Source organism: Plesiocystis pacifica SIR-1, from assembly GCF_000170895.1.
In the GTDB taxonomy this organism is placed as follows: Bacteria; Myxococcota_A; Polyangia; order Nannocystales; family Nannocystaceae; genus Plesiocystis; species Plesiocystis pacifica.
Window position 1 is genome coordinate 1 of the sequence record NZ_ABCS01000161.1, and the last position, 13,867, is coordinate 13,867.

Sequence of the window (13,867 nt, forward strand, 5' to 3'; positions counted from 1 at the left end):
CAGGTGCCGCTCGATCGACTCGGCGTGGCTGGGCTTGGCGCCGTTGCCCTTGACCTGCCCCTCCACGTAGCGGGGCGCGAACTCGGTGAAGGTTGGGACTCTTTCTTGGGTTGGGCCGAGTCCTCTCCCGAGGCACGGCGGGTCGGCCCATGAACCAGCAGGTAGCGCTCGCGCTCCCTGCCCCAGCGCAACGACGCGGCCTTGGACGAGTGCGGCGACTTGCGGCGCTCTCGGTGGCTCTTGCCGTTGGGCAGGCGGGTCATGATGTCGACTTCGTAGCCCCCGTTGCGGTAGGGGCGGATTTTCACGGTCATCGTGGGTCGCTTTCTCAACCACGAGCCGCTGCTGCTTCGCGGGGTCCATCCTAGAGGATGGGACGCCGTGACGCGATGGAGGCATGGGTTGTTCCTCGACCGTGACTCAGAGCTGGGCTGGGAGGCAAGCTAGGTCGGAGATGGGGACTAGGAAACTGTCGTCATCCCTGCGAGTACAGAGCCCAAGATCACCTAATCCGCTCCCTTTTCGGGCTCGCCTTGAGCCGGTGTCCTCGCCGCCCGGGCGACCTGCCCAGCCTCGGCTCTCCAAGGCATTTCCCGGGCAAGAAAGGAGCCCCAGCTGCTACCACTGGACTTTCCACATCCCGCCTCCGGTGCAGGAGCCACAGTGTTGGACTGATTTCCAGTCCCGCCGCCCCACGTAGCGCTCGATTCCCTTCTTCGCCTTGTCAGCCTTATGGGCTGACTGCCAGGCCGAGTGACCGCATGCGGACGTTTCGACCATTTTGTCCATCTTCCGACTCGAGCCAATCTTCTTGTAGTAGCGAATCTCCCCTTTGGTCGGCCCTGGGTCTTCCTCCTCGTCAGCGCGGTCGGGAAGGATCTCTTCATCGTGCTCAGGTAGGGCACCTAGCAGCGCCTGTGCATTCTGTAGTTCGTCTCGAAGTCGAGAGTTCTCTTCCTCCAAGCGTTCGTTTTTTTGTAGCAGCTTGGTGTTGTCAGACGCATACATTTCGGCATACGCCTCCCACTCTTCACGCGATTTGAGTTGCTCTTGAACATGCTGCATTCGAGCACGATCAGAACCACGTCGAATCTGATCAATGTCCTTCGGTCGAACGGCGCTCAGGGCGGACACCCGCATGACATGGCTCCGAATTTGTGCCTCAAATCGTTCGGTAGTCGCACCACTGTCCAGTAGCCGCCTCACGCGCCATATCTGGTGGCGGTTCTCGTCATACCTTGGCCAGTAGATTCGTATGGCCCCCCAGTAACACGACCTTCCTTTACCAAGAACGTCGGTCAGCCCCCATGACGCCCCCTCATCGATAACCGTAACGTTTGCCAATCCGAGTAGTGACCGGCTCAGTTTCTTATCAAGCTTGGGAAGGAACTGCTCGCCATCATCCTCCGAGATCACGATCAGGGGCAAAGTCCTACTGGAAGACCGGATCTCATCCGCCAGTTGACGTCCGGCCTCATGCCCTTCGGTACGGCGCAGACCCTGGATCCTCGTCGTTCCGTGGTACCAGGAGGTGTGAAGATCCAGTATTCCCCGGATGGGTCGTGGGCACCGTGCTTCAGTTCGTACCGGTGTCACCGCACTGGAGATCAGCCCACTTGCCAAGGTCGTGTAGACAACTACCGAACGACCCGTATCAGTGACCGAGATCGAGGTCTCGAATTGGCGCCCTTGTGCAAGTTCCTCGCTGAGACGCAGCATTCGCCATGACCGCCGTTCATATTCTGATTGTTGCCACTCGAAGCGACCCGAGGAATCGTCGCGCTCCGACCTAAACTCTCCCTCGTTGGCCGAGGGGTCGTCTGCTCTTTTTTCAACCAGCCATTTCCGCAGAAGTCCGATAATCTCATCGATTTCAGCTGAACGAGCATCATCGTCGGTGATATTGTGTTCTAGTCGGTAGGCGGCGACTTTCTGCATGGCTGAGTAGCGTACCCTCCAGCGGAACAAAAATCCAGAGTCACGAGTTGCGGACGGACCAGAGGCGTCTCTGGCCCTCGCCGGAGTCAGGTCATGGACGCACAGGCGGCCGACCGGCCGGCTATGTCGACGATGGCGAACATCAATGCTCATTTATCGAGAAGAACGCGCAGAACTTTGACAAGGACGTCCAATTCCTCGGAACTTCGTCCCAAGAGCATATCCACGATCTCCTGTTCCTGTGTGAGACTCCCATCCTCATAACTCATGAACAACGTCGACAGGCGTAGGCGGAGACCGCTCGCAACTCCTGCCAGGGTGTTGAGGCTGGGCGAAAATGTTCCCGCTTCCAGCCTCCGTATGGTGTCCGACGAGAGATCACTACGCTCCGCGAGAAGCTCCTGAGTGAGACCACGCGCGTTCCGGAGGCTGCGAAGGTGGCGTCCAAACTGCTTCGGATCGATCTTTCGGACAACCTCCGCAGGCTCTGCGCTGAAAAGAGTGGCCAAGACGCTCATATGCCGGCCCCCAGCTGAGCCCGCAGAGCTTGACGCCCTCGGTGAAGTCGTGAACGCAACGTCGGCTCACGGCAACCCAGCCTCACAGCACTCTCGCTGCCGTCTCGGCCGGCGAGCAGCTGCGTCAGAGCTGCTCGAAACGGCTCGGGGACGCGATCAACGGCCGCGACAACTTCGCGGCATAGGACGCGCGCTCGACATCGAGGTCGTCCTGGATTTCAGGCAACGGCAAGAAGGTACGGTGCTTGACTCGGTAGTGACCAGCGAGCTGTCGACGGGCAATGGCGAAGAGGTAGTGTCGCGGCGAAGACTCGCCGCGGTAGCGATGAACAGCGACCCAAACCTCCTGGCGTAGGTCCCGGGCGACCTCGATCGACCCTGTACGGCGCAGAAAGTAACTCAACAGCTCGCGGTCGAACTGTTGGAGAACTCCGGGGTGAGCTCCAAGGGCCACTGCCGCTCTCGAGGGCAGGCAGGGGCGGGCATCTACCTACTCATTCCCAGCAGCTCCGCGAAACGTTCGAACTTTTTCAAGTCCATCCGTTTTCTAGCCTCCGGACTCCGCTGACGGAGATGGCTCAAACACGCAGCTAGCGGGTCTAGAACGGCTGACCGTCCCCCGTCAGTGGTCTCGGCTGTGGGCTGTTGATGCCCTGAGTAAAATCGCGGCATGCCGAGGAAAATCCCTCTCTCCGTCATGGGCCTCGTCGCCCTGGGGCTCACTTTCGCGCCACAGGCTGCCAACGCCGAGTACCGCGACCTGTGCGACAGCTCGAAGGTCTGCGAGTACACCGGCCCCGGAGCCCCCGTGCTCGACGCCGACGTGTGTCTGGATCCCGCGGGCCAGGTTTCTCTCAAGGGCTCGACACCGTGCACCGTGGGGAGCGTGCCCTTCCACGTCCGCTACGGCGAGCTCTACGACCCGGTGGCGAACCTCGTCGTCGCGTACATCCCACTGGAGAGCGCCTGCTCGGTCCCTGGGCTGTGCGAGGAGATGCCGGACGGCTACACGGACAACTCCAGCACGGCGCAGAACATCTGTTGCATCAACGGCGTGTGCTGGCCTGGCTCGGACTGCGGGGGGACGCTGCTGTGGTGCGACGACGGGGTCTGTAACGAGGACGGCACCGTCACCTGCTTCGAAGGGATGGAGCTGTAGCGCTGCTACTGGCCCAGCGCTCGGAACCTCTGCTTCGCGGCCTCGGTCCCCTCCTCGTCACCGATCTCGTGCCGGAGCCTGGCGACCATCGACCAGGCGAACTGCGCCTCAAACACGCGCCCGCTGCCCTCCAACCCCGTGGCAGCGAGGAGTACTGCGGGGAGAAAGTCCGCCTCGCTTCCCTCCCGGCGTGCTGCGACGTAGCCGTTGGAGAGGGCCTGTACGACCACGTCGACGTCGTCCTCCTCCAAGCCCTCGATGATGTCTAGCGACATCTCATCCACTTCCGAGAGCTCGAGCTCGGTGGGCACGTCGAGGTCCCACGGGGACGCACTGAGTACGATGCCCACGCCCACGCCCACGACGATTAGCCCGGCGACCCAGGGCCACACGCGACGACGCAGAGCGGTGCGCAGCGCGGTAAGGAGCACGGTCATTGTCGGCCAGCGATCGCCGGGGAGCTCCGCCATCCCCCGAGCCAGCACCTTCCGTACTCGTCGGGGGATGTTCTGCCCGCCCCGCGGTTGTTCGCCCAAGGCCTCGAAGTACTGTTGCAAGCCCTCGGCTGGCCCGAAGGGGTACTCACTCGACAGCGCCCACCACAGGGACACACAGAACGCGAACTGATCGCCCCGCTCATCTCCCGGGGACCCCTGGAGCCGCTCCCGTGACATGAACTGAATTGTTCCCGAGGCGATCAGGTGTTCGCTCTCGTACTCCTTGAGCGACTCCAAGTTCCGCGCCAGGCCAAAGTCCGTCACGATGGCCTTGCCTGCACGGAGCATGACGTTGCCCGGCTTGAAGTCCCGATGTACCAACCCCCGGCGATGCGCAGCATCGAGCCCCTCGCCTGCTTCCAGGAAGCGAGCGAGGACCTCCGCGCGAGTGGGGCGCTCCTGGCACCAGTCGCTCAGCTTCGGGCCGTCGAGGAAGTCGAGGACCAGCCAGCGGTAGTCGTCATCTTGTCCATGGTCGTAAATGCGCACGATGTTGGGATGGTCGACGGCCGCGAGGGCCTTGCCCTCGCGCGCGGCAACCTCGGGATCCCCGATCGGCATGACCTTGACGGCGACGATCCGCCCAAGTTCGAGGTCCTGTGCCTCGTAGACGCGCCCGTAGCTCCCGATCCCGACCCGCCGAAGCAGCTTGAAGCGCTTGGCGACCAGAACATCCTCGTAGGGCAGCCCGGTCTTCATCCAGACCTGCGTCATCTCGAACTGGAGCGCGATCGACAGCCCCGCCGTGGATGGCACGTCTCCTAGCTCGTCCTCTTCCTCGAGGTCGCCATCGTCGAGCGGATCGGAACGGTCTTCCATCGGAGCCGCTCACCATGGTAAACGACCACGCGCCCATGGTGTCTCCCTACGAAGCCTTTGCCCATCGGGACATGGAGGCGATCGCCCAGTTCGTGAAGGAGCACCAGGACTGGGCCATCAAGTACATCCGTCGCCGCGGCGCGACTCCCCAGCAGGCCGAAGACCTCGTGCAGGCGCTTTGGGTCGAGATGGTCCAACGACCACCGAAGGGGCTTCAGACTCATGCGCCGAAGGCTGTGATCGCCACGAAGCTAAAGAGCTGGCTCATCCGAGACTGGTACAAGCAGCGACGAGTTGTCCCAGACTCTGGGGTCCAGCTCCTTAGTAAGGAGAACCTGAGTTCAATCGCTCGGTGTATTCGTCTATTCAATGAGGTCCGCGCTGCAATGGAGCGCCTTCAGACAAGTCACCGAGAAGCCCTACGGCTCCGCTACCTTGAAGGTCTGAGTTCACCCCAAGTGGCGGCTCAGCTGTCAATTTCTGACTCGGCAGTACGAGGGCTCGTCCGTCGCGCGCTCGTCGCTTTGCGATCTGAGTTGCATCTATACACAAATACCCTCGACCGGCCAACGTAAGGTGGACAAATGAGAGCGCTATTTGAACAAGGATGCCCCCACGAAGCCGTCTGAGCACAACAGGGCACCCATGCCGAAAACCTTCACTTCCTATTTGATCGGCTTCCTGGTCATTCTCGCCCTCGTTCTCGTGACGCTGCTCCTGTATGTGGCATTTGACAGCTATCGATCAGGAAACCAAGAACTATTCGTCGACTCAGCAGTCGGAGTCATCGCCATCATCGCTGCTGTCGTAGCAGGTTGGCGGGCGAGTCTACTTCAGGAGCGACTGCAGCACGACAGGGAAGAAGCTCGGCGAAGTGCCTCGCGACTTGAGAAACAGCGCCTTGACGAACGTTTTGCTGAGGCTGTCCAACATCTAAGCAGTGAGAAAACTGAGACACAGATTGGCGGACTTCTCGCACTCGACCGAATGCTTCACAGCACACCTTCGGTGGAAGAACGATGGCAGATTACTCAGATGGTTGAGTTCTACATCAGGCGGAAGTGCTTGATGGATAGCATGCAGGATCCCATTCCACTTCCCGAGCATGTCCAGGTGGCTGTCCAAGTCATCTGCAAACGTCCCCTGAGCAAAGAACCACGCCCGTTAAACCTAAGCAACCTCGCCCTGTGCAGTTTGCGAGCCCCATCGCCTGCAAATCTAGCGAGCGCCGATTTCAGTGGTTCAGACCTTTCGAACTCCATAATTCGGATGGCATGCCTGACGAATTCGAACTTCGAAGATACCAACCTTTCCGGTGCGCAAATGGACGGGGCAGACCTCTCGAAAAGCAATCTCACTTCTGCAAACTTGACCCGAACGAGGCTTTCTTCGGCAAGGCTGACTCAGGCAAAGCTGGACAGCGCTCTGCTAACTGGAACCGACTTCGAAAATGCTCAGCTGGAGGACGCCTCACTCACTTCTAGCACGCTTAGCGAAGTGGCCTTTCGATCTGCCCACCTTGCGCATGTTGATTTTTCATCGACAGAGTCCATCACTCGAACAGACTTTACTGGAGCACGCATGGCAGGCGCCTCAATGCGTGTGACGGATATTTCGAATGTGGGCCTCAGTTCAAGACAAAAGGCCGAGGTTGATCACCTCCCATAACTAGAAAGAGCCTGTCTGAAGAGGGTCAAAGGTCGGCACTGGCATGGGGACAAGCCCGCCACTGACTCGCATAGTATACCACGCTGGCGGCGACTCGTCTTTGTGCTTCTTAGCAATCTCGTCGATGCAACGGTGTATGATCGCCGCACGGTCCCTAATGTGGAGGTGGCTGCCCGACGCTATCATGAAGACATGAATGTCATAACTGGCAAGGACTTGTTCTCTCAGAATGTTGGTGCGCCCCCTCGGCTTCATTGTCACGAGAACTCCCGACTCACCTTCCACCCTGTCCAACCAGGCCCTATCGGTTTCTCCATGACGGTTGGATCTGAACTCTAGCGCAACCCACGAGATACGCGACATTTTCCTCCTTATATTGGTTGCGCCGCCGACCGTGGAATCAACGAACAGCTTAATACCTGGAACCGTCACGCGACCTCGTAATAATGAGCCATCGCATCCCGAAGCTTTCCGACGGGAGTATCAAAGTCTCTCGAAAGCGTTCGCAGCTCTTCACCTGCGCGATGACGTGAGACAAGGTCGTCGACTGTTATGTTGGTCCCCGTCACGCATAGACGGCCAAACTGAACTCGTGGATCAATTGCAACGGGAGAAGGGGTCCTCGGGGAATGCTTTTGTGCGAACGGGTATAGCCTCACAGGCATGCCGGTGTCATCCCGCTCAATACGCTTCAGATGAACTTCGATGGCCTTTCTGATTGCGACTTGCCCATTGTGGCTCACGTCAATCAGCTTCCCGAGCACTTCGATGAATATCGAAACCCCGTCTGTCTGCATTTCTTGTTGAGCAAGAGGGTGCTGCGACCCATACTTTTCTTCAAGATGAAACACTGCATCTCGGATGGCGTCTATCCGGACTCCCTTGTTTCGCGTCGCACGAAGGACATGGAGTTCTACGAGGTTCTCGAACGACAGCACACAAGGACTGTCCATTGCAGGCTTAACAATAGGGGGCCACCTACGGGTACCACCCGTTGTTAGGTAATCTCTTCCCTTAACCCAGGACCGAATAGTCGAAACCGGTACTCCCAAATACCGGCCTGCATCAGTGAGGCTGTAGGCGGGGATCTTGTGTGGATCCCGCATGCCAGTGCGTTCTCTCATCGCCGCGCGGAATATAGCACCTTCCATGCCGCAAATCTAGCCGAAACGGCGTCCTAGGGGGGCCCTGGGGGTTTCTTGAAGGGATCTCCTTAAGATGATGCGCCTCTCGCGCCACAGGCTTGTTTTCGCGCCGTGGTGCCTAGTGGTTGCCTTTGTTCGCATCCCATAGGAGTGGCGTTGGGGGCTCAGTAGTCGTCCAGGATGATCCGCTCGGTGGCAAGCTTGCCCATGATGAATTCGGCGGCGAACTGCTCCTGACGGGTCGCCACCTCGCGGAAGATCCGGGTCTTGAACAGCTTGTCAACCAGCGGCGCGCAGCCGGCCAGCGCGGTGTTCTCGTCCTCGGTCTTGCTCAGCCGCTTGAGCGTCGTCATGACCTCGTCGGCGGCCTTGCGCTTTTCCGAGGGCATCCCGTGGAAGCACATAGCCAGACGGTCAGGCTCCAGGCTGATCTTCAGGTAGCGGAGCGCGTCTTGGGCCACGCGGAAGCGGGGCAAGGTTCGAGCTCCCGTAACGATCCCTTCCAAGGTGCTCTGGATCGTCGGTAGTGCTCCCACGGCGGAGTCGCCCACGTCCTTGACGAACTTGAAGAAGGACTCAACCCGCTGGGTCCGGTTGTGCTCAGTGATCGCGTGCATCCGGATCTCCAGGGTGTGGTCCTCCTGACTCACGAGGTTGTCGAACGCGCGCTGCTGGAACTGGAGCGCGCGGTCGAGGATACCGTGGGCGTTCTCGATCATCTCCGGCGCGGTCCGGTTCACGCGTTCGAGGTGCTCGAACAGCTTCTCGCGGTCGTCGTTGAGCTTGTCGATCAGCGTGTCCTTGACGCGGTCGAGCTGTAGCCACGCGGCGCGCTCGTCACCGATCATCCCCCGGATGGCCTCGTCGATCGGGGCGCGCTCGCGGGTCTCGTCGTCGTCGTAGCGCGAGCGCTCGCCGCTGAGGTTGCAGCGCTTGCCGTCCTCGAAAAGGATCGCGTCCTCGCTGCCGTAGCCGCGGATCTGGAAGTCGCACACGGGCCCCTTGGCCCTGGTCCAGAGGACGGCGACGCTCCACAGGTCGCGGGCGACGTCTTCGAGCTGCCTGGCGCGCTGTTCGGGCTGGATGTCCTCGACGAGCGCCCACTCGAAGTGGGTCTCGGGCAGTTCGAGCTCTTCCCAGGTCTCGAAGTCGGCCTGCTCGAGGTCTTCGAGGGCGAGGTTGACCGGCACGAGTGGACGGTATCGACCGCCGCCTCGACGCCAGAGCATGCGGACTCGGGTGAGCTCCGTGTCGTGTTGGCGGAAGAACTCGGGCCACTCGGGAGGGGTTTGCGTGGGGGCTCGTTTCTTGGCTCGCTTGGACATCGTCGGGCTTTCTTGGCGGACGAGGGGCAGTGCTCGCGGCGAAATGAGGCGAAGCTCAGCCCGAAATGGCAGTGCAATTCGGCCATGCAAATGGCAGTGCTATGCGCTCGAAGCTAGCTTCGATTTTTTCTGGCGTCGCCGGGCGCGAGGGCTGTTTTGGTGCCGGCCGCGGGGCGGCCCCATCGTCGAGCCAGCGCGGCGGAGAGCTCTCCCGACGATGAGTTCGAGACCCGAACGTGCGGTGGCCATCCGCGCGGCGAGCTTGGCTGGAGCTCGGAAAGCGCGTCAGACTTCCTGGTGATGGAGAAGCGGGAGGTCCTGCTGATGCTGGGAGGAGTCGTCCTCGTGGGAGGCGCTCTGATCCTCGGGGGGCTCTACCTCGAGGGGCTTCTCAGCGAGCCTCAGCGGGCCGTGCACACGCCGAAGATGCCCGACGGGACTGTCCACCTCGACATCGACGAGTCGACGCTGACGGGGTCGCGGATCGACGCGGAGAGCTTCCTGGCTGAGCGCGAGAGGGCGGATGCCCCGTCGGCCAAGAGTGAGCAGAAGACGAGCTCACCGCCGACGGAGCAAACAAAGCCTGCTGCACCGCTGACGGACCCTACGCCGAAGGGCGCTTCAGGAATTCGTGTGGACGAGATGAGCGCTCGGATAGAGCTCGAGTCCCCCACAGTGAAACAAGATCGCGCTCCGAAACCGAGCCCGGCTCCGATACCCGCACGCCCGTTTCTTCAGCGCCTGGATCTTCGAGTTCACCGCTTCGAGTGAGGCGTTCGTTGCCCCGAGGACGATCGCGTTCACGATGCCCCACAGGTGCGCCCGCAGGGTCCGGCCGACCTTGACCATCGGCGGCAGTCGAGACCGCGCCATCCAGCCGATGAGCCGCTTCCAAGCCCGCCGCGCCCAGCCCCGCCGCTCGTAGCTCCACAGCTGGCGCGCGGCCTCCTTCATCGCCCACGCCCTCGCTACTCGCAGCGAGCTCCCGCGCAGGGCCTCGAAGCGAAGCCGGCTCTTTGCCGTCATGTTCTCGGGGTTCTTCAGCCACAGGTAGCGGGTCCCGGTCAGGGTCCGGTCTCCGAGCTCGCGCAGCTCGGCGTGCTCATCGACCCGCACCTTGTTGACCCCGTCGTTGATGTGCTTGGCGACGTGGAAGCGGTCGAAGGCGATCTTGCGCTCCGCGTCGGGGACGTGGATCAGCGTCGCCTGGACGTAGGGCCCCCACATGTCCATCGACACCGACTCCAGGCTCTGGAGGTGTTCGAGGGGGGTGCCAAAGTAGAATTCCTCGAGGTCGAACTGGCGGCGGTTGTCGAGGACGTCGATGACGTGTTTGCGGTCGCAGTCGTAGACCACGGTCACGTACTCGTGGCGCTTTTGGAACGAGGTCTCGTCGATGCCGATGTTGCGCAGCGGCTGGGACTGCCTGCGCTCGAGGCCCCGCGCGACGGCTCGGGTCATGACGCCGTCGACCTCGTCCCAGGTCATGCGCAGCATCCTCGCCACGGCGGACACGCTGGCCTCTTTGAGCCAGTCGATGACGAGCGCCTCGAACATCGCGGTGAACCTCGAGCCGGGCTCGGCCCAGGGCACCTTCAGCTGCTTGACGCCATGCTCGGCGCACTTGACCCGCGGGACCTCGGCGGTCAGGAGGGTCTTGTACTGCATGGTGTCGAGGTGCCTCCAAGTGCGCGTGCGCGTGTCGTAGCGCCCGGCCGCGGCCCCGCAGACTGGGCACGGGAACTCGGCGCGCTCGTCTCGGGAGATGAAGATCTCGACCTCCCCAGCCTCGAGGCGCGGGTCGACGTCGCGGACGTACCAGGGGTCTTCGATTCCGAGGAGCTTGGCGTAGAGGTCTCGGTCGCGCACGGGCTTACAGCATGCCTGGGCTGGAGGGGGCGTACCAGGGTTCCCTGCGGGGTGACCCACTCAAAATCCTGAAGCCCCCGCCGAAGAAGAAGGCGCAGGTGCCCCAGCCCGCGCCGAAAGCTGACGCGACCGAGTCTGACACCGGGACCGAGCCCGGTGAGGAGTTCGCGGAGACCGGAATGTACGAGCGGCGCCAGCTCGATGCGGATGTCCTCCGCGCCCTAGGCCTGTTGGTCGAAGACGCGTTCACCGGCTACACGCACGGGCTCCAGTACGAGCCGGAGATCGGCGATCAAGTCCTGCTCGCGTCCGCGTCCAAGCTGGTCGGGACTGAGCGGGCGACGCCCCACTACTTCGCTGCCGAGATCCAGGGCTTCGAGGAGGGGGAGTTGGTGCTCGACGTCCTCGCCCGCCTCGACACGAAGGGCGCGCGCCACCAGGATTCCCCAGGGTGTTGGGTGAGCGTGGGCGACAAGCTCGTGGTGCACCCGCTGTGCGTGCTTCGAGTGATCAAGATCCCGGCGAAGGCGGGTGCCGATGACAAGCAAGAAGAACCGTCCGCTACGCCTGAACCGGCTCGAGCAGAGTCGACTCCCCCGGCTTCCCCGACTTCCCCGGCTTCACCACCTTTGAAGGCCGAGCCGCCCGCGATGTTGGTTCCCAAGAACCGGCGCAAGCGCTACCGGGTCATGCCCGGCGGGCAGATCGAGCTTCGGCCGGAGAAGATGGCGACGCTGCCACGCGACGCGATGCTGCGAGTGTCCCGCGATGACGTAGAGATGCGCATCATCGAGGTCGACGGCACGCGAGCGGTGATCAGCCTCGAAGGCGTCGCCGGCGAGGTGAACGTGGCGCTGCTCGTGCCCAAGGGGGACCGCGAGCGGGCGCTGTGCAGCTGGAAGTTCGACCTGGCGAAGGTGGCGTGATGGGCTGGTTGGGCAAGCTCGCCGTGGTTGGGGCCCTCGTGGCCGTCGGGGTGGTGGTCGTGCAGCGCTACGGCGACTACTTGGCCGCGGAGCGAGACCGCAAGGACGACGCAGAGAGGGCGGAGCGCTACGCCGCGGAGGACGAGCTCTCCGCGGTGTCCACCAACTGCCGAGCTGAGCGATGGATGAGCTACAGCTGCGTGTCTCGGGCCGAGCTCGGTGACTTCCAGGTACGCGAGGTCGCAGACGTGCTGTCGAAGCGCTGGCCGAGGTTGCGCGAGCTCGGGCAGTCGAGGATCAGCGAGGGCGATCGGGTCGGTGTCGTGCTCGAGGTTGGCAGCAGTCCTGGACGCAAGAGTCGGGAGCTATTGGCGGGCACGGTGATCGCCGTCGACGGAGACGACCTCATCGTCGCGCCGAGCTGCACGCCGCGAGAGCACGAGCGCCACGGTTTGACCTGCCAGAGCCTCGCGCTTGTCCCTCGGCGTACGGTGGCCGGCTGGGCGAAACCCGAGGATCCGGAGCGTGAAGGAGAGCTCGAAGCCTGGGAGGGAGCGGCGAGGGTCCGCTACGTGCGGGAGGGCGAGCCGATCCAGTTGAGCTTTGGCGAGGCGACGACCAGGGCCTGGACGATAGAGCCGAAGGGCGCGGCCGAGGTCGTGGAGCTCAGTCGGCGTGACTGGGCGACGACGATCAGCCTGCGCGGAGCTCGGCCCGGGCGGCTGGACTGCGAGCTCTACGGGGACACGGAGCTTTGCAAGGGGATCTCACTCGGGCGATGGGGCTTCGTCGTCATCTGACTGGAGAAGAGCAGAGAATGAAGACCTGGCAGATCATCGGACTGGTTGCGGCAACGGGCCTGGGCATCAGCGCGGGGCTCTGGTGGTTCCTCAAGCGTCACAAGGCGAAGCGAGACGCGGCCGAGGCGGACGCGGCCGCGGAGGACGAGGCGAAGACAGAGGCCAAGCCGAAGACCAAGCCGAGCAGGCGAGTGGTCGATGACGAGGTGCGCCCTCGACCGGCGACGGGGCATCTGCTCGGCGTCGACGAGCTCGACCCCGCGCTCCAGGCCAAGCTGGATGAGCGCTTCCCCGACGGCTGGCCGCCCACCGACGAGGTGATCGACAACCTCGAGCCCAAGGACGTGATCGTCGTGGCCGTGAAGAGCGATCCCCAAGGCCCCTTCGAGCGGACGCAAGTCGAGCTCATGGAGGTCACGGTGCTGGAGGTCGGCGAGGAGACGGTCGAGACGCGGATCCGGCCGGCGGTGATGCTCGCGGAGCACTTCGGGACCTTCGCTGGCCATGGCCACCGCGCAGGCGAGCGGCTGACGGTGCCGCGAGACAAGATCCTCGTAGCTGCGCGCGAATCTGGCGAGCAGGCGACGGGCTACGGCAGCAAGGGGCATCCCGAGGGCCGGCTCAAGCCGGACTTGACCGCCGTCTACAAGGTCAACCCCGAGACGCCCTATGACCTCATCATGCCCTACCGCACCGAGGAGATGGTCTGGACGACCAACCGCGAGAACGTGAAGTTCATGCGCGTGGGGGAGCACGGGCTGAACGAGCAGCTCATGTTCTGCGAGGACGCAGCGCGCGGTTCGGTGACGCTGCGCGCGATCGACAACGACCCCGAGATGGGGAAGGTGTTGATCGGGCGCTGGAACTTCGAGATCTCCGCCTGACGGCGTGAGCTCAACGCGAGCGAGCCGGGCCCCGGGACGGGCCTGGCTCGTCGTCGTGGTTGGGGTCTTGGAAACGGAAGCGGGCCGATCTGGCCACGGAGAACCGTGCCAAGTCGGCCCGATGGTCGTCTCCAGGATGTCTCCACCGACTCGCCGGGATCAGGCGGGACGAAAGAGACTGAGGAGCACTTCTAAGGAAGCGCCAAACTGGCCCAGAACCCCGACCACGTGCGAAACAGCAGCGATCTCGGTGGGTTGGGTTCGAAGGGGGTAAAGGGGAGGGGGACCCGTGACGGCTTTGCCGGCGCGGGGGAGGGGC

General features: G+C 62.7%; 13 protein-coding genes. 6 read left to right on the plus strand and 7 right to left on the minus strand.

Annotation, left to right across the window (positions count from 1 at the left end):
- Window positions 1-618: 618 nt before the first annotated feature.
- The 3 genes from PPSIR1_RS48865 to PPSIR1_RS51415 form a co-directional block, all read right to left on the minus strand.
- Window positions 619-1,938 (minus strand): hypothetical protein, encoded by a 1,320-nt coding sequence (locus PPSIR1_RS48865; protein ID WP_157596457.1) that lies wholly within the window; start codon window positions 1,936-1,938, stop codon window positions 619-621.
- 149 nt (window positions 1,939-2,087) lie between these two features.
- Entirely contained in the window at window positions 2,088-2,456 is a 369-nt protein-coding gene (locus PPSIR1_RS47130) for a helix-turn-helix domain-containing protein (RefSeq protein WP_157596458.1), read from the minus strand.
- Window positions 2,457-2,580: 124 nt separating this feature from the next.
- A complete protein-coding gene (locus PPSIR1_RS51415; protein ID WP_006976903.1) occupies window positions 2,581-2,910 on the minus strand; it encodes an RNA polymerase sigma factor in 330 nt (109 codons plus the stop codon).
- 216 nt (window positions 2,911-3,126) lie between these two features.
- Between PPSIR1_RS51415 and PPSIR1_RS39420 the strand changes: the two genes are divergently transcribed.
- On the plus strand, window positions 3,127-3,615 hold the full coding sequence (locus PPSIR1_RS39420; protein WP_157596460.1) for a hypothetical protein: 489 nt from the start codon (window positions 3,127-3,129) through the stop codon (window positions 3,613-3,615).
- 5 nt (window positions 3,616-3,620) lie between these two features.
- Here PPSIR1_RS39420 and PPSIR1_RS45195 read toward each other — a convergent pair whose 3' ends face one another.
- On the minus strand, window positions 3,621-4,931 hold the full coding sequence (locus tag PPSIR1_RS45195; RefSeq protein ID WP_006976905.1) for a serine/threonine-protein kinase: 1,311 nt from the start codon (window positions 4,929-4,931) through the stop codon (window positions 3,621-3,623).
- A 71-nt stretch (window positions 4,932-5,002) separates the two neighbouring features.
- On the opposite strand from PPSIR1_RS45195, the gene PPSIR1_RS51420 reads away from it, so the two are divergent.
- On the plus strand, window positions 5,003-5,506 hold the full coding sequence (locus tag PPSIR1_RS51420; protein WP_420813398.1) for an RNA polymerase sigma factor: 504 nt from the start codon (window positions 5,003-5,005) through the stop codon (window positions 5,504-5,506).
- 70 nt (window positions 5,507-5,576) lie between these two features.
- Window positions 5,577-6,599 (plus strand): pentapeptide repeat-containing protein, encoded by a 1,023-nt coding sequence (locus PPSIR1_RS47140; RefSeq protein ID WP_086002124.1) that lies wholly within the window; start codon window positions 5,577-5,579, stop codon window positions 6,597-6,599.
- Between the two features lie 428 nt (window positions 6,600-7,027).
- Here the strand turns inward: PPSIR1_RS47140 and PPSIR1_RS47145 are convergent, their stop codons facing one another.
- The 3 genes from PPSIR1_RS47145 to PPSIR1_RS39435 form a co-directional block, all read right to left on the minus strand.
- Window positions 7,028-7,750: a DUF433 domain-containing protein gene (locus PPSIR1_RS47145; protein WP_086002126.1), complete on the minus strand. Its 723-nt coding sequence runs from the start codon at window positions 7,748-7,750 to the stop codon at window positions 7,028-7,030.
- 158 nt (window positions 7,751-7,908) lie between these two features.
- On the minus strand, window positions 7,909-8,934 hold the full coding sequence (locus PPSIR1_RS39430) for a hypothetical protein (RefSeq protein WP_006976909.1): 1,026 nt from the start codon (window positions 8,932-8,934) through the stop codon (window positions 7,909-7,911).
- Window positions 8,935-9,690: 756 nt separating this feature from the next.
- A complete protein-coding gene (locus PPSIR1_RS39435; RefSeq protein WP_006976911.1) occupies window positions 9,691-10,938 on the minus strand; it encodes an ISL3 family transposase in 1,248 nt (415 codons plus the stop codon).
- An 11-nt stretch (window positions 10,939-10,949) separates the two neighbouring features.
- Here PPSIR1_RS39435 and PPSIR1_RS39440 point away from each other — a divergent pair, with 11 nt between their 5' ends.
- Genes PPSIR1_RS39440 through PPSIR1_RS39450 form a run of 3 tightly spaced genes read left to right on the plus strand, consistent with a single transcriptional unit; the run spans window position 10,950 to window position 13,548 of the window.
- Window positions 10,950-11,864, plus strand: a complete 915-nt coding sequence (locus PPSIR1_RS39440) for a hypothetical protein (protein ID WP_006976912.1) — start codon at window positions 10,950-10,952, stop codon at window positions 11,862-11,864.
- Window positions 11,864-12,664: a hypothetical protein gene (locus PPSIR1_RS39445; protein ID WP_006976913.1), complete on the plus strand. Its 801-nt coding sequence runs from the start codon at window positions 11,864-11,866 to the stop codon at window positions 12,662-12,664. Before PPSIR1_RS39440 ends, PPSIR1_RS39445 begins: the two co-directional genes overlap by 1 nt.
- A gap of 17 nt (window positions 12,665-12,681) precedes the next feature.
- Entirely contained in the window at window positions 12,682-13,548 is an 867-nt protein-coding gene (locus tag PPSIR1_RS39450; protein WP_006976914.1) for a hypothetical protein, read from the plus strand.
- Window positions 13,549-13,867: the final 319 nt, after the last annotated feature.

Excerpts from the sequence above, each read along its gene's own strand:
- PPSIR1_RS48865 (WP_157596457.1), bottom strand. The coding sequence starts at position 1,938 with ATGCAGAAAGTCGCCGCCTACCGACTAGAACACAATATCACCGACGAT.
- PPSIR1_RS47130 (WP_157596458.1), bottom strand. The coding sequence starts at position 2,456 with ATGAGCGTCTTGGCCACTCTTTTCAGCGCAGAGCCTGCGGAGGTTGTC.
- PPSIR1_RS39420 (WP_157596460.1), top strand. The coding sequence starts at position 3,127 with ATGCCGAGGAAAATCCCTCTCTCCGTCATGGGCCTCGTCGCCCTGGGG.
- PPSIR1_RS45195 (WP_006976905.1), bottom strand. The coding sequence starts at position 4,931 with ATGGAAGACCGTTCCGATCCGCTCGACGATGGCGACCTCGAGGAAGAG.
- PPSIR1_RS51420 (WP_420813398.1), top strand. The coding sequence starts at position 5,003 with ATGGAGGCGATCGCCCAGTTCGTGAAGGAGCACCAGGACTGGGCCATC.
- PPSIR1_RS47140 (WP_086002124.1), top strand. The coding sequence starts at position 5,577 with ATGCCGAAAACCTTCACTTCCTATTTGATCGGCTTCCTGGTCATTCTC.
- PPSIR1_RS47145 (WP_086002126.1), bottom strand. The coding sequence starts at position 7,750 with ATGGAAGGTGCTATATTCCGCGCGGCGATGAGAGAACGCACTGGCATG.
- PPSIR1_RS39440 (WP_006976912.1), top strand. The coding sequence starts at position 10,950 with ATGCCTGGGCTGGAGGGGGCGTACCAGGGTTCCCTGCGGGGTGACCCA.
- PPSIR1_RS39445 (WP_006976913.1), top strand. The coding sequence starts at position 11,864 with ATGGGCTGGTTGGGCAAGCTCGCCGTGGTTGGGGCCCTCGTGGCCGTC.
- PPSIR1_RS39450 (WP_006976914.1), top strand. The coding sequence starts at position 12,682 with ATGAAGACCTGGCAGATCATCGGACTGGTTGCGGCAACGGGCCTGGGC.